Here is a 17271-nt window from a genome sequence, read left to right on the forward strand (position 1 = left end):
GACCCGCATCGAGCTGTTTGCACAGGCAATCGACACCCGTCCCGACGAACTCAAGGCACAAGGTGTCCGGCCGCGGGTGTGGTTCGGCGAGCGGTGGATCACATCGATCTTCGACCTGTTCGAGGAGAACGTGCGGTACTTTCCGTCGCTGATTCCTGAACTCTCCGACGAAGACCCGGTCGCCGAACTGGCGGCCGGGCGCGCGCCGAGGCTGTCGGAGCTCCGGCTGCACAACGGCACGATCTACCGGTGGAACAGGCCGGTGTACGACGTCGTCGACGGCCGCGCGCACTTGCGCGTCGAGAACCGGGTGCTGCCCGCGGGCCCGACCGTCGTCGACATGATGGCCAACGCGGCGTTCTACTACGGGGCGCTGCGCGCGCTTTCCGAGGAGGACCGACCACTGTGGACGCAGATGAGTTTCGCTGCGGCACAATCGAATTTCTTCGCCGCTGCCCGCAATGGAATTGCCGCCAAGCTGTACTGGCCCGGGATGGGCACCATCTCCGCCGACGAACTGGTGCTGCGTCAGCTGCTGCCGCTCGCCGATGAAGGGCTGCGCCGGTGGCAGGTCTCGGCGGCCGTGCGTGACCGCTATCTGGGCGTGATCGAGGGCCGCGCCAAGTCTGGTCTCAACGGCGCGGCGTGGCAGGTTCGCACGGTTGATGCCTTGCAAGAGCAGGACGGGCTGACCCGCCCCCGCGCGCTGGCGGAGATGTTGCGCCGATACGCCGAACGGATGCACAGCAACGAGCCGGTGCACACGTGGGAGTCGTCGCCTGATCCAACGGCCCGGTAGTTTGTGCTCATGCCGGAGATACCTGACTGGGACGAGGTTTATCAGGGACAGGGCCCCTTCGAGGGGCCGCCGCCGTGGAACATCGGTGAGCCGCAGCCAGAACTCGCGGAGCTGATCAAGGCCGGCAGGATCGAGGGCGACGTGCTCGACGCCGGATGCGGCCATGCCGAACTGGCGCTGGAGCTTGCCGCGCAGGGCCACACGGTCGTTGGGATCGACAACTCGCCCACCGCGGTCGCGGCCGCAACAAAAGCCGCCGAGGAGCGCGGCCTGACGAACGCCACCTTCGTTCACGACGACATCACCTCGTTCGGCGGCTACGACGGCCGCTTCACCACGATCGTCGACAGCACCCTTTTCCACTCGCTGCCCGTCGAGCTCCGCGATGCTTACCTCCAGTCGGTGCTTCGTGCGGCGGCACCCGGCGCAAAGTACGTCGTCCTGGTCTTCGCAACGGGCTCGTTCCCCGAGGACGCCGAATTCGGGCCCAACATCGTCACCGAAGACGAACTGCGCGAGGCGGTTTCGAAGTACTGGGAGATCGACGAGATCCGGCCGGCTTTCATCCATGCCAATCAGCCGGACTTCCCCGGCATGCCGGCGTGGAACTTCGACGTCGACGAGAAGGGCAGACAGAAGATGCCGGCCTTCCTGCTCACCGCGCACAAAGCGGGCTGAGGGCTTCTCAGCTCACAGCTGACGACCGCACTGTTGGCAATACATCGCCCCTTGGGACGCCGTGGCTCCGCAGCCCCGGCAGCGCACCTGAACCTGTAACGCCTGGCCGCATTGCTGACAGAATCGGCCGCCGGTGGTGCTGGCGCCGCAGGTGTTGCAGCGCAGGCTCGGCCGTTGGCCCATGTCGCGCCCGCGAGTCCAGTCCTGCCGGTATGCCTGTTCGCGGAACTGAAACCGCTGCGCGTCGGCCTGCGCCCTGGCGATCTCCTCGGCGACAAGCGGGGAGCAGTCCATGCACTGGCCGACCTCCTCGTTCCAGCAGAACGCGGCACACGACCACCGGCCGCAGCCGCGGCACTGCCGGAAGTTGGGCCGCACCCGGTCGACGGCCCGCTTGAAGGCGCGATCCTTGGTTGCGCTTTGTTCGGCGCCGTACGTGTATTGGTTGAACGACTCGACCCCGCTCGAGAACGTCTCGACCGCGCCGCCGAACCAGCGTCCGGCGGCGCGCAATGCGCCCCGGCCACGGGATGCGGCGTTCTGCTCGAACGGTGATTGGAACCCGTTTCCGCAGCGGTTGCAACGAAACTCCCACTGGAAGCCGTTCTCGTTGCCCAGATCGCTGACGTTGCCTGTGAATTCGACCGGAGCTGCCACCCGTCCAGAATGCCGCACGACGTCGCGGTTTGCTACCTATTCACAGCCGAAACGGAGCGAAGCGCCCGAGCGAACACTGTCAGGTCCTCCTCCGTGACGTCGATGTAGGGCGAGACCCGCAGTACAGGCAACGCCAGCTCGAACGGCGCGCGGTCGGGGCCGGCGACAGTGGTCGCGACCGAGTGTTGCGCGATCAACTCGGCCCGCACTTCGACGACGTCCGCGCCGTCGGTCGCGGCGAGGGTGGTGATGGCGGTGGGCGAGTCCTCCGGCTCGACGACGCGCCATCCCGTCAAGTCGCTCAGCACCGCACGGGTGAGCCGGCCAGCGTCCGCCAGAGCTGCTCGCATGTCGACAGGGCCGTACGCCATGTACTCGGTGACAGCCACTGAAAAGCCGACGCGCGCGGCGAGATTCGCCTCGCCAAGTTCCAGCTTGCGCATCGGTGCAAGGTCGACATCCCAGTCCGGCGGCGGCAATCTCGGCCGCAACGTCTCCGCGCGCTCCGGCCGCACGGCCAACACGCCGACACCGCGCGGCCCCGCGAGCCACTTGCGCGACGTCGCGTAGATCGCGTCAGCCTCAACGGCACAGTCGACCTGGCCAAGGCCCTGCGCGGCGTCCACGACAAGCGGCACCCCCAGCTCGAGGCACGTCGCGGCGATCGCGTGCAGCGGTTGGACGATTCCGCGGTGACTGGGCACCACCGTCAGATGTACGAGAGACGGCGCATCGGCGGAGAGTTGGGTCGCCAGCCGGTCGAGTTCCACCCGTCCCAGTGAGTCGACGGGCAGGAACACGATCGTGAAGCCGTTGGCGACCATCACTGCAAGGTTCGGTGCGAATTCGCCTGGTATGCAGGCGATTACCCTACGCTCACCAGGCCACGCCGCGAGGAGCAGATCCAGAGCGTGTTCTGCGCCGGTGGTGAAGACGACGTCGTCGGCGGTCATTCCCGTCAACGCGGCGACGGCCGACCGTCCGTCCGCCAGCGTCTCTTCGGCTTCTTGTGCGGCCACGTAGCCACCGACCTCCGCCTCGCGGCGGGCATGCGAGGCGGCGGCGTCGATCGCGGCGTAGCTCTGCCGTGAGCAGGCCGCGCTGTCGAGGTGTACGCCCGCCGGTGTCGGGCGCGATTCGCGCCACTGCCGGGGCAGGCTCGAATCGCCCGTCATTTCACTGACAGCGACAACCCGAAGTCCTCGTCGGGGTCCGTCCACCACTCGGTGAGCGTGAGACCGGCCGCGGCCAGCTCCCCGGCCACTCCGTCGCGCCGGAACTTGCAGGAGACCTCGGTGAGCATCTCCTCGCCGGCGGCGAAGTCGACCGTCATGTCGAGGTCACCGATGTGCACGTGTTGTGCCCGCGAGGAGCGCAGCCACATTTCGATCCGCTCCTCCTCTGCATTCCACCGAGCGACATGCTCGAAGGCATCGAGGTCGAAGTCTGCGCCGAGTTCACGGTTGACCACCGCGAGGACATTGCGGTTGAACGCCGCGGTGACGCCGGCACTGTCGTCATACGCACGGACCAGCCGGCCGGTGTCCTTCACGAGGTCGGTGCCCAGCAGCAGGCTGTCGCCCGGCGACATCACCGCCGCCAGCGACGCGAGGAAGCCTGTCCGCGGGCCGGGGGTCAGGTTGCCGATGGTCGATCCCAAAAACGCGATCAAACGTCTTCCGCCACTGGGAATTTCAGCTAGATGTTCCTCGAAGTCGCCGCAGACGGCGTCGACCTCGATACCGGAATACTCCGACTCGATCGCCGCCCCGGCCGTCTGCAATATCCCTGCATCGACGTCGAACGGGATGAACCGGCGCAAGGTGGCCCTGTCCTGCAGGGCGTTGAGCAACATGCGCGTCTTCTCCGAGGTGCCACTGCCCAGTTCCACCAGCGTGTCGGCCCCGGTGATCTCGGCGATGTCCGCCGCCCTGTCGCGCAGGATGGTGGCCTCGGTGCGGGTGGGGTAGTACTCAGGCAGCCGGGTGATCTGGTCGAACAGATCGCTGCCGACTTCGTCGTAAAACCACTTGGGCGGCAACGACTTCGGACGCTGACGAAGCCCGGAAGCGACATCCTCGCGCAGCGCGCGATGCGCGAATCCGGCTTCGAGATGGTTGGCCAGCATGACGCTCACGGGGATCCTTTCAGCGGTGTCACAGTCACTTCGGCCGCGACGACCTCGATCAGATGGCGATCGGGAAGGTCTTGCCAACCGGCGTCGTCGTCGAAAGGCTCACTGGCCAGCACGACACCACTGTCGGTACGCAATACCGACAGAGTGTCGCCCCAGGTTGTGGCCAACAGCCGCGAGCCATCGGCCGCCAAGATGTTCAGCCGGGCATTGGGGTCGGCCGCGGCAACCTCAACAATGGTGTCCCCCAACGTATCGAGACCGCGTTCGAAGATCAGCGTCGCCAGCAGCGCGCTGTCCACGGTCGACTCCGCTCGCGCGGAGGACGGCAGCACCGCCCGGTCGACGAGCCCGTTATGCGATAGCAGCCAGCGGCCGTCGGTGAACGGCGCCGACGCCGATGCCTCCACAGGCATTCCGGCACTGGCCGAGCGGACTGCCGCCACCACGCATTCGCTGCGCAGCACCGGCGCGACAGAAGCGAACGACACGTCGCTCCACAACGGCATCGCACTGCGCCAACGCCTCACGCCGTGGTCCAAGAAGCCTGCGCCCCATCCGTCGGCATTCACCAGGCCGTGCTTCTGGCGGCGCGGCGAATACGACTGTGTGAGAAGGCTGTACGGCGGATCCAGCATCAACGACGCCAGCGAGCGCGGCTGGCCGAGCCAGCCAAGGTGACGGCACATCAGTGTTTTTCACTTCGCGCAAGCGGTCCCCCGCGAGCGGGAGGTGCCCCCACATCGCCGTTGTCGACGTCCCAGGCCAGCCGCACACCGGAGAAGATCTGACGGCGAATCGGGTGATCCCAGTTGCGGAAGCTTGGCCGCAGAATCTCCCGGCCGACCGCCCATGACCCGCCCCGCAGGATCCGGTAGTCGCCGTCGAAGAAGGGTTGCGAATAGCGCTCGTAGATCATCGGCGTGAAGCCGGGCCACGGCCGCAGGGGCGACGACGTCCACTCCCAGACATCGCCGAGCATCTGCTCGGCCCCGTAGGCCGACGCGCCCGCGGGGTACGCGCCGGCCGGCGCGGGCCGCAGTGCGTCGCCGCCGAGATTGGCCACTGCGCGGCTGGGTTCGGCGTCGCCCCACGGGAACCGGCGCCGCTTCTCCGCACCCGGGTCCCACGCGCAGGCCTTCTCCCATTCGATCTCCGTGGGCAGGCGGGCGCCCGCCCACGCCGCATAGGCCTCCGCCTCGAAGTAGGTCACGTGCTGAACGGGCTCGTCGGGCGGGATGTCCTCAATGTGGCCGAACCGGACGCGGGTGCCGTCCCCGATCCAGAACTGCGGCGCCACCAGGTCCGCCGCCTGTCGATGCTCCCATCCGCGCTGCGACCACCACCGCTTGTCGCGGTAGCCGTCGTCGCTGATGAAGGCCTGCCACTCGCCATTGGTCACGGGCACCGTGCCGATCCGGAACGTTGGCACGTCGACCTCGTGCGCGGGCCGCTCGTTGTCCAGTGAGTACGGCTCCGACGCGGCATCCACCCCGAGCATGAAAGGGCCGCCCTGCACCACGACAGACGTGCCCGCCACGCCGGGGCGCCCGGCCGGAAGCGCCGCCGCGGCCTGCAGAAGCGGTTCGCCCACACGCAAATTGAGCGCTTGGAGCATGGTCTCGTTGTGCTGATGCTCGTGGCTGACGATCAGCGCGAATGGGAACGTGTTTTCCTCAGGCACGGCCTCAAGGGCGTCGAGCGCTTTGTCCCGCACAGTGCGGCAGAAGGCCCGTGCCTCGGCTGGCGAGAGCAAGGGCAGCTCGACGCGGCTTGCGCGGCTGTGGACGAACGCGTCGTAGAGAGATTCCACGTCGGGGCCCAACATGCTGGGCCGATCAGGATTGCCCCCGCGCAACAGCCAGAGCTCCTCCTGCTGACCGATGTGCGCAAGATCCCAGACGAGGGGGCTCATCAGCGGGTGGTACTGCCGCTTCAGCTCGGCGTCGTCGAATTCGACCAGCCCAAGGGTCCGCTCGCGCGCAGCTTGCAAGTCGCGCGCGAGCCCTTCCCGCACCTCGTGACTCACGCTTCGCCTCTCGCCAACTGCGTGACCGCCTGCGCCACTCCGCAGCGGATCGCCTGGTCCGCGAACTCGTCTCCCGGACAGCCCGCCGTTTCGACGATACGGACCAGGCGCGCCATGGAGTCCTCGAGTGCAGCGGGTACCCGTTCGGCGGCCATCCCGACGCACCGCGTGGCGCTGGTGTGCAGCCGCCGGTCGGCGAGGCCCACACGCGCGGCGATATCCCATTCGGTGGCGACCGGTTCGGTGACCTCGGCGGCGAAGTCGGCGGCCTCATCCATGAGCGTGACGAGCGTGAACACCAACGCGGGCCACACCGCGTCGGGAACGCTGTCGAGATAGCGGATCTCCAGCCATCGCCTCGGCCGCACCGGCGGGAACAGCGTTGTCAGGTGGTAGTCGAGGTCGGCCGTGGTCGGCCGGCGCCCGGCCAGGTCCGCCTGACCGTCGACCCAGTCGGCGAAGGCGACGTGGCGCGTCACGGGCACCGCCGCGCCGTCGTCGGCGTGGAAAAGCATCACCGGTGCACGCAGCGCGTATCGCGCCCAGTCGCTTGCGGGATCGTCGCCGTCAGCGCCGAGGATGGGACCGCATCGTGCGGTGTCCAGCTGGCTCCACACTCGCTGCCGTGTGCTGCGCCACCCCGAGAACGATCCGGCCAACAGAGGCGAGTTGGCGGCGATCGCGATCATCGTCGGCCCGAGTGCATGCGCGAGCCGTACCCGATCCGCCCATCCTTGTGCGGGCCCGGCGTCGACGTTTACCTGGATAGAGGCCGTCGATGTCATCATTGCCGCACCTGCCACGCCCGTGCCTGCCGCTTCGAAGTACCGTTCCATCGCCTGGTAGCGGTCGCCGGGGTTCACGCGGCGCGGAGGCCGCAGCGGGTCGGCGCCGAGGAGCACCAGGCCGAGCCCGGCCTTCGCGAACACCGTCCGCAGGACCGCACGGTCCGCCGCCAACGCGTCTACCGCGGGAACGACGCCCCGCCGCGGAGGCGTGGAGAGTTCGACCGCGCCGCCCGGCTCGACGGTGACCCTGCTGCCGCCAGGCAGGGCCGGGACGCCGTCGATGACGTCGCACAGCTCCTGCCATTCGGGCCGGCGGAAGGGGTCGGTCACGTCGAAGCAGTGCGCCTCGAGCTCGAGCCCCACCAGGCCCAGCGGAGTGTCAGCCAGGCAATTCGCGCTGACGTGCTCTGCGGCGGCGGTCAGCGAGGTCAGTGGCATCTGGCCCGCATACCCCGTATTGGATAGTCGCTCGGACAAGCCTCGCTCCGCCTGAGGCTGATCCACGTCTGCACCAACCGCCATCGCCGCGTCGACCATCCCTCCATCTTCCAGAGCCGACCGACACATGCCCAACATTCTTCGCTGTCACCTTCATGACGTGGCCGCTGAGCGGCGCCGCCTTACTGCCCCAGGGAGTTCTGCATGGCCCCGGCCAGCGCGTTCGCCGCCAGTCCTCCGTTGCCCGACTGGCAGACCTTGGCTTGCAGCAGCACATTCTCGCGGCGGCGGGTCTGGGAGAAACAGCGGCGATCGGTGCCGGCTTCCTGCTTGACCCACTCCGCGTCGGTGGCGTTCGTCAGCCCGTTGGAGAACGACCACACCTGGGTGGTGCCGTCGGCCAGGTGCATTGCCGTGGTTTGGCCCGCGCATCCTTTCGTGCGGTCGACAACCCGGTGAAACGCGCGGTCGGCCGCCTGGGTGGTGGCGAACACGCCGACGGCCTGCTTGACGAAGTGCCTGTCGTCAGTGGCCGACTCTTTGGTCTCGGCGCCGTTGAACGACGCGAGGTCGGGATCCGCGTAGACGTCAGGTAGCCCGATGTCGGCGTAGTTGTTGCAATCGGCGAGCTCAACCCAGAACGCCTGGAACGGGTCGGTGAAGAAGTTCTCCCACCGCAGGGTGGCGCCGATGATGTTGCCGACGGACCCCTTGGTGAGAATCGCGTAGTTGACGACGCCGGGGTCCGACGGCACAGCGTGCGCCTGCCCGGCTGAGCCGACGAAGAATGCGAGGCTGATCGCCGCTCCGGCAGCGATCCGCATCGACCTAGACCTTCGCCGACAGCTCAACGTCGATATTGCCGCGGGTGGCCTTCGAGTACGGGCACACCTCGTGAGCCGCCTCCATCAGGTCGTCGGCTGCGCTCTGCTCCAGGCCCGGCATGTATCCAATGAGGCGGGCGTTGATGCCGAACCCGCCATCAGCGGAGTCCGGGCCGAAGCCGATTTGCGCGGTGATGCCGGTCGCGTCGTCGAGATCGATCTTCTGCTTGCCGGCGACCAGGCGCAGTGCGCCGAGGAAGCACGTCGACCACCCCGCCGAGAACAGCAGCTCGGGGTTGACGCCCTCGCCGCTGCCGCCGATTTCCTTGGGCGGCCGGTTGTCGAGATCGATCTTGCCGTCAGACGATTTCACGTGGCCGTCGCGGCCGCCCCCGGTTGCGGTTGACTCTGCGGTGTATTTCACGTCGATGCTCATGGGCTTGATCATGCCAACCCGGGCAACCGAAGCTGGCGGCACTCCCCCGTAAACGGGAGGTACCCCCACCCGCTTGCGGGGAAAGCCAGGGCTGTGATCTGACGAATCTCACAGCCCTGGGCTCCGTTTCGCTGTGATCATCCGCCGCTGCGCACGCCTTCCTCGACATTCTTGCCGAGATCGGGGTCGACGTTCTTCCAGTACTCGAAGACCCGCGACAACACCGGCTCACGCACGCCGTCGAGAACGTGTCCGATGATGTTGTGCGCCAACCGTTCCCGCGCAGCGTCGTCTAGCACCTCGCGAACCAACGTGCCTGCTTGGCCCCAGTCGCCGTCGTCAGGACGCAGCGTGTAGGCAGTCCGGACCATGTCGCCGTCGGAGGCCCAATGCACCTCGGCGGCGCGCTTCGGATCAGCCTCGGGCCCGCCCATCGAGTTCGGCGCGTACACCGGATCGCTGGCGTTGCGGATCCGCATCGCACCGTCCTTGCTGTACGCACGCACTTCAACCTGCGGCTCGTTCACCGGGATCTGTTTGTAGTTCACCCCGAGCCGCGCGCGGTGTGCGTCGGCGTAGGAAAAGCCACGGGCCAGCAGCATCTTGTCCGGGCTCAAGCCGGTGCCGGGCACGATGTTGTTCGGCTCAAACGCCGCCTGTTCGATCTGCGCGTGGTAGTCGGTGACGTTGCGGTCCAGCGTCAGCCTTCCGACCTCGTGCAGCGGGTAATCGGCGTGTGGCCACACCTTGGTCAGGTCGAAGGGATTGAACCGGTAGGTCTTCGCGTCCTCGAACGGCATGATCTGGACCTTCAGCGTCCAACTCGGCGGGTTCCCCTCCGCGATCGACGTGTATAGGTCGCGCTGGTGGTAGTCCCCATCTTCTCCGGCCAGCCGGTCGCCGTCCTCCTGGGTCAGGAACTCGATGCCCTGGTCGGTTTTGAAGTGATACTTCACCCAGAACAGTTCCCCGGAGGCGTTGAGCCAGCTGTACGTATGGCTGGAGTAACCGTTCATGTGACGCCATGTCTTCGGGATGCCCCGGTCGCCCATCAGGTAGGTCACCTGGTGCGCCGATTCGGGCGACAGCGTCCAGAAGTCCCATTGCATGTGGTGGTCGCGAAGGTTGGTCGCCTGCATGCGTTTCTGGCTGCGGATGAAGTTCTGGAATTTGAGCGGGTCGCGGACGAAGAACACCGGCGTGTTGTTCCCGACCATGTCGAAGTTGCCCTCTGAGGTGTAGAACTTCAGCGCGAAGCCGCGGGGGTCACGCCAAGTGTCTGGGCTGCCGCGCTCGCCCGCGACGGTGGAGAACCGGATCACGGTGTCCGTCGTGGTGCCCGGCTGGAAAACTGCCGCCCTCGTGTAAGCGCTGAGATCTTGGGTCACCTCGAAGTGTCCGAACGCGCCGCCGCCCTTGGCGTGGGGCTGACGTTCAGGGATGCGCTCCCGGTTGAAGTTGGCCATCTGCTCGAGGAGGTAGTGATCCTGAAGCAGAATCGGACCGTCGGGACCGACGGTGAGGGAATGCTCGACGCTGGGTATCGGGGCGCCGGCATCCGTTGTTGCGTACTTGTCGGTCATCTAGTCGTCTCCTTGCTCGTCGTGGGCTGTCTGCTGACGGCACTACGACGGATACCCAAAGACGACGCAGACGTCGCGCCTATCGCCGAAATCAGCGCCCGACTACGGACGCGGGGCTGATGGAGCCGTAGGTGGTGGCGGCACCTGAGGTTGCTGCTGACCGCCAGGACCACCGGGTCCGCCCGGCGGGGGCGGCATGCCCGGGCCTGGTCCCCACGGGCCCATAGGGGGCGGTCCACCGCGGTGGAAGAGGTGCATACCGCCGCCCAGGTGGTGTCCCGCGCCGCCGTGTCCGCCGCCGGAGTGCTTGCCGAGGAAGAAGCCCGAGAAGAACACGATCGCGACGACGAAGACGACGCCGGCGACGATGCCGACCCAAGCCAGCACGCGGTACAGGGCGTTGGGCTCACGGTGGGTCCTGGCCGGCGGGTCGACGGTGGCCGTCGGAGTAGTCGGATGGTCAATTGTGTCGGTCATGTGACTGATGATGCCTATGCCAGCGATGCGTCACGCATGATCTGCTTATGTATTCGCTGTGAATCAGCGCGGCCGAACGCCTGTACTCCGATGCGGCGGGAACCTAGGCTAACCGGCAAGCGACGAACTGCAAACACAACGGCGACCAAAAGGGGCGGACATGAAACTCGTGGGTGTGGTCACGCTCGCCGGCGCGATCATCGCGGCGCCTCTGATCGTCGCGGGTTCGGCATCGGCCGACCCAGTAGCGTTCTGCGACGGCGCAGGCTGCGTCCCCGGTGTGCCGCACGACGCTACCCAGGGTGCATCCTGCGTCCAGGGCACGAGATGGGCCTTCGGCATGGACGCGTCGGGCACGAAGACGTTTATCTGCTCGTCACGCTCCCAATGGGTGCCCACCAAGCCGCTCATCGGCGTGAGGACTCTAGGAGCACCGTGTGATGCGGCGAAGGACAAAGGGTCCGCGCAGACGCCCGACGGCATCCCGATGACGTGCAAGGGCTCGGGTTGGATCGGCGACTACGACGCCATCTTCTACAGCAAGACTTACTGAGGTCGCCGCCGCCGAATTACTCAGGCTTGAACGGGTTCACCGCGAACTGAATGACGCGGTAGGGCGCCCGGGCCCCGGGCTGGCCGTTGTTCCACTGGCTGACGAAGATGCGCAATTCGTCCAGCGTCGACCCCGGTGAGATGTAGCCGCCGTAGGGCTGCGCGAGGCTGTTGTCGCCTGGCGATGGCAAGCTCTCCGCGGGATCAGGCCAGTCCACTGGCCTCACGACCGTGGTGGCCGGAGCCGTCCCCAGCTCCGTCGGCCCGTCCGCCACTCGGACCTCGATGTCCAACGTGGTGGTGTTGAAATACGACAGCACAACCTTTCCGTCGACCTGCTTGACATTCATCTCGCCGACTTTGTCGCCCCACAGCGGTGTCGGCGATTTGTTCCAACCGCCTTCCGCGCCAGGAAGGGAAGACCAGCCCTGCCAGGTTGCGCGGTCGGTGAACGTCTCGGGCTTGGCGCGATACAGCGATGCAGGCCCGGTGCGGTTGAAATTGTCGGCGACGATGTACACCCAGCCCTTCGGCGACTCGGCCGTCGGAATCGGGTCGTAATAGCCGCTGATCTGTGACTGATGTCCGTCCTGGTAGTTCGCGGGGCGTATCGAGCCGGGCACCGTGGGCCAGTTGGCGTTGGCGGGGTCGGCCTTCACGAGGCGCGAAGTCTGCGGCATCAGGCCACTGGCAACAGTGGTGACCATGAGGTAGTTCTCACGATTGATCCGGACGACGCCGGCCGGCAGCTGCGATTGATCGGGAAGCGTCGGATCGGCGAGCAGCGGCTTGTCGACGCCCAGAACCCGGTCGTAGCGCACGCTGTCCGGGTCGTTGATCGTGTCGGTCTGTGCGCGCAGCGCAACCGGTGAGTGCCAGGGGCCAAAACCGACGCCCTGGCCGGCGAAGCTGTCGCCGCACACCTGCAGGATCCCACTCGGGAATTCCATGAACTCGCACAGGTCCGTCGCGCCGATCCCGTAATCGCGTGTCGGAGTGCCGGTTCCCGCGACCGGCCCAAGGCGGCTGACCTGGCCCGGCGCAAGCGGGGACAGGACCGGCTCCGGGATCGGTGCGGGCGGATCCGCGAACGCAGGCGGGGCGATCACGCAGCCAATGGCAAGCAAGGCCAAGCCAGCAAGTCGTCGGCGTGCGCTCATCGCCGCACAGCGTAACGGCGGTATCGGTGCCGCCGCGCGCGTACGGTCATCCGGGTGGCGATGTTCGTGCACCTGGCCCCGGCCGACAAGGCTGCACACATCCGGCGGGTGGGCCTGACGGCGGTGCGCCGCAGCTGGGGTCGTGGGGTCTTCACCGTGCCGATGCTGCCGAACTTCGATGTCACCCATCAGTGGGTGCGCGAACTCAAGCGATGGAAGCAGACCCGCACGATGGTCGCTGTCGACGTGCGGATCCCCGACGACGAACCGGTGCTCGTCGGGCACTACGCGCGGCCAGTTCTGGAGGTGCCCGCCGCGAAAGCCGTGAAGATCGTGATGGATGCCGACGATCCACGGGGCTATGAGGTGATCGTGCCGCGCGCGATCAGGCCGAACGAGATCCACCGCATTCGCGAGGTGCCTCAGAAAGTCGGGTGGCGCTACTTCCCCGACGCGCACGGCAGGAAACCGTGCGGCTGCCCGGTGTGCCTCCAGCGAGGCCAGCGCGGCGCCAAGAAGATCCGCGAGGCCTACGAGCGGGAGTGATGATGCCGTGTCGCGTATCTTTCTGAGCCATTCCAGCCTGGACAACCGCGAGGCGATCGCATTGCGCGAGTGGCTCATTGGCCAGGACCCACCCTTGGCGGGTGAGATCTTCCTGGACTTGCATCATGTCTCAGGGGTCCAAGCGGGTGTTCGCTGGAAAGACGCGCTACGCCAGGCCAACGCTCGATGTGAGGCAGTCATCTGCCTGCTGTCGCCCAATTGGGAGGCTTCGAATGAGTGCCGGACGGAGTACCGATTCGCCGAGTATCTGAACAAACGAATATTTTCGGCGCGGATTGCCACGCTGACCGGGGAGGACCCCACTCGCGATTGGCAGCAGGTCGACCTGGTCGGCGACGGCCCAACGACTTCGGTTGACCTTCAGGATGGCGGCGAGCCGGTCAGGTTTTTGTCCGAGGGCCTGCATCGGCTGCGACAGGGGATCGTTGGCGCGGGCATAGCCGCGGAGACGTTTGTGTGGCCGCCACCGAAAGAGCCGAATCGGGCACCGTATCGGGGTTGGGAGCCGCTCGAAGAGGTCGACGCTGCCGTGTTCTTCGGTCGCGACGCGCAAATTCTGCGGGGCGTGGACGCGTTGCACGGCATGCGTAAATCCGGCGAGACGTTGTTCGTGGTCCTCGGGCCGTCGGGAACGGGCAAGTCGTCGTTTCTGCGCGCCGGACTGTTGCCGCGACTGCGCCGAAGCGATCGCGACTTCGTGGTGCTCGATATTGTGCGTCCCCAGCGCGGAGTGTTGACCGGTGTCACGGGATTGGCCGGGTCTATTCACAAGTCGCGCAACCGCTTTGGTTTGAGAACGCCCAAGCTAGCGGAAATCAAGCGTGCGTGCTCGGACGGTAATGTGGCACGCCTCCGGCAGTGGTTATCCGAGATACAACGGGAAGCCAGTGCCCGGCTCCTCACCGAAGCGGGGGAGCCGCCGTTGCCGACGCTGGTGGTACCAGTCGATCAGGCGGAGGAACTCTTCGGCGTCGACGCCGGCTCCGAGGCGTCGCTGTTCACCGGGTTGATCGCCGAGCTGAGCCACGACGAACAGGGAAGCGCTCACCGGTTGGGGTTGGTCGTCGCGCTGACCATCCGCACTGACCGATATCAAGCGCTGCAGAACATCCCAGAGCTTGCCGACGTCGGCAGCGTCGTATTCGACGAACTCCGGCCGATGCCCCGAACCCAGTTCCTGCAGGTCATCACCGGGCCTGCCGCCCGGGCTACCCAGGCGGGCCGCCCGCTTCGGCTGGAGCCCGCACTCGTCCAAACGTTGCTCGACGACTGCACCGAGGGTGCGGACACATTGCCGCTGTTGGCGTTGACGCTCGCGCGGCTGTACGAGGACTATGCCACCGCGGCCGACGACGACGCCGACGGCGCACTGCCTGCGGCGAATGAAGAGACTCCCACCCTGACCGTGGCCGACTACGAGTCGATGGGCGGCATGCGAAGCGTTGTTCGCACTGAAATCGACGAACTCTTGTCGCCGGACCTATCTCAGCGCCAGCAGGAGTTGGAGTTGCTGCGGTCCGCTTTCATCCCATGGTTGGCCACGATCAATCGCGACAACGATCAGCCGATGCGCCGGCTGGCTCTATGGGACGACTTACCCGCTAGCAGCCACCCACTCCTACAGAGATTTGTGGCTAAACGGCTGTTGATCAAGGACAACCGCGACGGCGCGGAGATCGTCGAAGTAGCGCTGGAAAGCCTTCTGCGCCAATGGGATGACCTCGCCTCGTGGTTGTCCGAAGAACGCGAGAGCCTGAAAGTTGCTGACGCGCTTGAACGTGCCGCCGCCGACTGGCAGGCCAGCGGCCGGAATCAAGCGTGGCTGCTGGAGGGCAGCCGACTGGCTGAGGCAGAAGCGCTCGTCGCCAAACCGGGGTTCCAGGCCCGCCTCGAATCGACCCGCGAATTCCTGCAAGCCTCCCGCGCCCGTGAAGACGCACGCGTCGATGCCGAAAAGCGCCGCCAGGAAGCCGAACTGAAGAACGCGCGAGAAAAACAACAAGCCGCCGAGGCACTCGCCGCCGCCGAGACTCGCGCTAAGCACGAAGCAGTAAAGCGCTCGCGGATACTGCTGACGATGCTCGCGGTCACGCTCGTGATCGCGGTGGTGGCAGGGGTTCTCTACGTGAAGGCCGATCGCGCCACGAACGAGGCGAATTCCCGTCTGCGCGAATCCACCGCTTTGCGCCTGGTGGCTCAAGGGCTGTCGATGATCTCCGATGAAATGCCCGGCGGAGAGGTCCTCGGGGTACAGCAGCTGTTGGCCGCGCACGAACTGGCTCCGCAGTTGGCCGACAGCGCACTGGCTGATGCCGTGATGAAACGGCGCGGTGTGGCCAGGATTCTGTCGGTTCCCCCGCGCGATGGGCAGACCTCGGCTGTGCACAGCGTGGCGATGAGTCACGACGGGCGCCTCATCGTCGCCGGGAGCGACGATTCGACACTGCGAGCATGGGACGCCGAACCCGGTGCGAAACTCAAGGAGTCCAACGTCGGTAATAAGGGCCCGATTTGGAGCGTCGCGATCAGCCCTGACAACAAATGGATCGCGGCGGCCAGCGGTGAGCAGATAATCCAGCTGTGGGATCCGACCCGCGGAGAGCAGGGTCCCACGATGAAACACGACGCGGCGGTCCACAGCGTCGCGTTCAGCCATAACAGCCAACGCATCGTGACGGGTAGTGACAACGGCGCGGTGCGGATATGGGACACGAATGGAAAAGAGGGACCTAAGGTCGCGGGGCACGAGCGCGGAACCGTAGTTCGCAGTGTGGCTTTCAACAACACCGACGATCTGATCGCGTCGGGAGGCAGTGACGGTTTCATCCGGTTGTGGGACGCCAATAGCGGAGCGCAAGTCGCCCCGAAAGACGTTGCGGCGAAAGACAAGGGCTCACCAGCGCTCAGCGTCGCGTTCAGCTCCGACGGCAGCCGGATCGCAGTCGGGCGCCTCGATGGCACGATCCAGCTCGTCGACGGCCACGGTCTGCAACCGCTGTCGGAGCCTTTCGTGGCACATCCCAAAGCCGTGAACAGCGTTGCATTCAGCCCTGACGGTGCGCGAATCGTCTCTGGCAGCGTGGATAACACGGTCAAAGTGTGGAATGCGCAAACCCGGGCGCTTGTCGGCGATCCTTTGACGGGGCACCAGGGTGAGGTCACCAGTGTCGCGTTCAACAGTGCCGACGGCACGCAGATCGTGTCCGGGAGCGCCGATGGGACTGTGCGGGAATGGAACACGGCGTTGGGGTTGCCGCTTCCGGGCGAGCAGGGAATCATCCACACGGTTGCCTTCAGCCACGATGGAAATGTCTTTGCGTCCGGTGGTGACGACGGGACGCTCAAGCTGTGGGACACACGGACCGTCACATTGCGCAGCCCGCCATTGGGCGCTGCCGTGCCTGACGGTCAAAACGCCGTCAGGAGTGTGGCATTCAGTCCGGACGACAGCCGCATCGTGTCGGCAGGTCGGGACGGAGCGGTTCGTGTGTGGGATCTCAAGGCCGGTAAGCCGCCGATCCCGTTGCCTATGGCGACCCCTGATGGCCAGCCAGTGCCGGGTGGCTTCACCATCCCGGGTGATCCGCGCATCATCGGCGATTCGGACAGTGTCCAAAGTGTCGCATTCAGTCAAGACGGTTCCCGAATCATCTCCGGTGGAAACGACGGTGCGTTGCGGATGTGGAATGCCACGTCACTGCAACCGATCCGGGCGGTGTATGCCAGCCATCCGCTGTGGAGTGTGGCGGTCAACCCGAACGAGCCAGAAATCCTCACCGCGTCGGGAGGCTACGACAATTCACTGCAGCTGTGGGACGCGAACTCTCTCACCCCGAAAAACGCTCCTATGGTTGGCCATAAAGGGTATCTGCTGTATGACGCCGGCTATAGCACTGACGGTAAAAGCATCGTATCGGGCAGCAACGACGGATTTGTCCGAGTCTGGAATGCGCAGACTCGCGAAGTAACGCAACAGTTGAGCGTTGATCAGAATGCCGCCATCACCGTTGCTTTCGCACCCAACGGGCAGTGGATCGTCTCCGGGGGGAACGACAACACACTAAGGCTTTGGGACACAGAGAAATACAAACCAATCGGCGGACCCGTCGAAGGCCACACATCCTCGATACTGACCGGCGCAGTCAGACC

16 protein-coding genes are annotated in these 17271 nt (G+C 66.0%); 5 read left to right on the top strand and 11 right to left on the bottom strand.

All coding sequences use genetic code 11. The features are described from left to right. A partial coding sequence (locus tag QOH60_RS13650) for a glutamate--cysteine ligase family protein (RefSeq protein ID WP_526421129.1) occupies positions 1–799 on the top strand: 799 nt, incomplete at its 5' end. Between the two features lie 9 nt (positions 800–808). Next, positions 809–1477 (top strand): class I SAM-dependent methyltransferase, encoded by a 669-nt coding sequence (locus QOH60_RS13655; RefSeq protein ID WP_526421131.1) that lies wholly within the window; start codon positions 809–811, stop codon positions 1475–1477. Positions 1478–1489: 12 nt separating this feature from the next. Here QOH60_RS13655 and QOH60_RS13660 read toward each other — a convergent pair whose 3' ends face one another. The 10 genes from QOH60_RS13660 to QOH60_RS13705 all read right to left on the bottom strand — a co-directional run bounded on the left by QOH60_RS13660 (position 1490) and on the right by QOH60_RS13705 (position 10843). Further along, positions 1490–2134: a zinc ribbon domain-containing protein gene (locus tag QOH60_RS13660; RefSeq protein WP_526421133.1), complete on the bottom strand. Its 645-nt coding sequence runs from the start codon at positions 2132–2134 to the stop codon at positions 1490–1492. A 32-nt stretch (positions 2135–2166) separates the two neighbouring features. Beyond that, positions 2167–3309 carry an ergothioneine biosynthesis PLP-dependent enzyme EgtE gene (gene egtE, locus QOH60_RS13665; RefSeq protein ID WP_526421135.1) on the bottom strand — a complete coding sequence of 381 codons (1143 nt, stop codon included), beginning with the start codon at positions 3307–3309 and terminating at the stop codon, positions 2167–2169. Next, entirely contained in the window at positions 3306–4262 is a 957-nt protein-coding gene (egtD, locus tag QOH60_RS13670) for an L-histidine N(alpha)-methyltransferase (protein WP_526421157.1), read from the bottom strand. The genes egtE and egtD overlap by 4 nt, the downstream gene beginning before the upstream one ends. A gap of 5 nt (positions 4263–4267) precedes the next feature. Next, a complete protein-coding gene (egtC, locus tag QOH60_RS13675) occupies positions 4268–4957 on the bottom strand; it encodes an ergothioneine biosynthesis protein EgtC (protein ID WP_526421137.1) in 690 nt (229 codons plus the stop codon). Next, positions 4957–6285, bottom strand: a complete 1329-nt coding sequence (gene egtB / locus QOH60_RS13680; RefSeq protein ID WP_526421159.1) for an ergothioneine biosynthesis protein EgtB — start codon at positions 6283–6285, stop codon at positions 4957–4959. Before egtB ends, egtC begins: the two co-directional genes overlap by 1 nt. An 8-nt stretch (positions 6286–6293) precedes the next feature. Continuing rightward, positions 6294–7523: an ergothioneine biosynthesis glutamate--cysteine ligase EgtA gene (egtA, locus tag QOH60_RS13685; protein WP_526421139.1), complete on the bottom strand. Its 1230-nt coding sequence runs from the start codon at positions 7521–7523 to the stop codon at positions 6294–6296. Between the two features lie 182 nt (positions 7524–7705). Then, positions 7706–8347, bottom strand: a complete 642-nt coding sequence (locus tag QOH60_RS13690) for a sensor domain-containing protein (protein ID WP_526421141.1) — start codon at positions 8345–8347, stop codon at positions 7706–7708. A 4-nt stretch (positions 8348–8351) separates the two neighbouring features. After that, positions 8352–8783, bottom strand: a complete 432-nt coding sequence (locus QOH60_RS13695; RefSeq protein WP_526421143.1) for an organic hydroperoxide resistance protein — start codon at positions 8781–8783, stop codon at positions 8352–8354. 137 nt (positions 8784–8920) lie between these two features. After that, positions 8921–10366, bottom strand: coding sequence for a catalase (locus tag QOH60_RS13700; protein WP_526421145.1), 1446 nt, complete (start codon positions 10364–10366; stop codon positions 8921–8923). Between the two features lie 102 nt (positions 10367–10468). Next, positions 10469–10843, bottom strand: coding sequence for a hypothetical protein (locus QOH60_RS13705; RefSeq protein ID WP_526421147.1), 375 nt, complete (start codon positions 10841–10843; stop codon positions 10469–10471). A gap of 160 nt (positions 10844–11003) precedes the next feature. On the opposite strand from QOH60_RS13705, the gene QOH60_RS13710 reads away from it, so the two are divergent. Next, positions 11004–11396 (top strand): hypothetical protein, encoded by a 393-nt coding sequence (locus QOH60_RS13710; RefSeq protein ID WP_526421149.1) that lies wholly within the window; start codon positions 11004–11006, stop codon positions 11394–11396. Between the two features lie 16 nt (positions 11397–11412). Here QOH60_RS13710 and QOH60_RS13715 read toward each other — a convergent pair whose 3' ends face one another. After that, a complete protein-coding gene (locus tag QOH60_RS13715) occupies positions 11413–12555 on the bottom strand; it encodes a DUF4185 domain-containing protein (protein ID WP_526421151.1) in 1143 nt (380 codons plus the stop codon). Between the two features lie 54 nt (positions 12556–12609). Here QOH60_RS13715 and QOH60_RS13720 point away from each other — a divergent pair, with 54 nt between their 5' ends. Both QOH60_RS13720 and QOH60_RS13725 read left to right on the top strand, forming a co-directional pair. After that, positions 12610–13101, top strand: a complete 492-nt coding sequence (locus tag QOH60_RS13720) for a hypothetical protein (RefSeq protein ID WP_526421153.1) — start codon at positions 12610–12612, stop codon at positions 13099–13101. Positions 13102–13108: 7 nt separating this feature from the next. Next, the coding region (locus tag QOH60_RS13725; RefSeq protein WP_526421155.1) for an nSTAND1 domain-containing NTPase at positions 13109–17271 on the top strand (4163 nt) is incomplete at its 3' end.

Source organism: Mycobacterium sp., from assembly GCF_032159765.1.
GTDB lineage: Bacteria > Actinomycetota > Actinomycetes > Mycobacteriales > Mycobacteriaceae > Mycobacterium.

What these genes read in the sequence shown, in the direction of transcription:
- QOH60_RS13655 (WP_526421131.1), top strand. Translation starts at nt 809, where the DNA reads ATGCCGGAGATACCTGACTGGGACGAGGTTTATCAGGGACAGGGCCCC.
- egtE (WP_526421135.1), bottom strand. Translation starts at nt 3,309, where the DNA reads ATGACGGGCGATTCGAGCCTGCCCCGGCAGTGGCGCGAATCGCGCCCG.
- egtD (WP_526421157.1), bottom strand. Translation starts at nt 4,262, where the DNA reads ATGCTGGCCAACCATCTCGAAGCCGGATTCGCGCATCGCGCGCTGCGC.
- egtC (WP_526421137.1), bottom strand. Translation starts at nt 4,957, where the DNA reads ATGTGCCGTCACCTTGGCTGGCTCGGCCAGCCGCGCTCGCTGGCGTCG.
- egtA (WP_526421139.1), bottom strand. Translation starts at nt 7,523, where the DNA reads ATGCCACTGACCTCGCTGACCGCCGCCGCAGAGCACGTCAGCGCGAAT.
- QOH60_RS13690 (WP_526421141.1), bottom strand. Translation starts at nt 8,347, where the DNA reads ATGCGGATCGCTGCCGGAGCGGCGATCAGCCTCGCATTCTTCGTCGGC.
- QOH60_RS13695 (WP_526421143.1), bottom strand. Translation starts at nt 8,783, where the DNA reads ATGAGCATCGACGTGAAATACACCGCAGAGTCAACCGCAACCGGGGGC.
- QOH60_RS13700 (WP_526421145.1), bottom strand. Translation starts at nt 10,366, where the DNA reads ATGACCGACAAGTACGCAACAACGGATGCCGGCGCCCCGATACCCAGC.
- QOH60_RS13705 (WP_526421147.1), bottom strand. Translation starts at nt 10,843, where the DNA reads ATGACCGACACAATTGACCATCCGACTACTCCGACGGCCACCGTCGAC.
- QOH60_RS13710 (WP_526421149.1), top strand. Translation starts at nt 11,004, where the DNA reads ATGAAACTCGTGGGTGTGGTCACGCTCGCCGGCGCGATCATCGCGGCG.
- QOH60_RS13715 (WP_526421151.1), bottom strand. Translation starts at nt 12,555, where the DNA reads ATGAGCGCACGCCGACGACTTGCTGGCTTGGCCTTGCTTGCCATTGGC.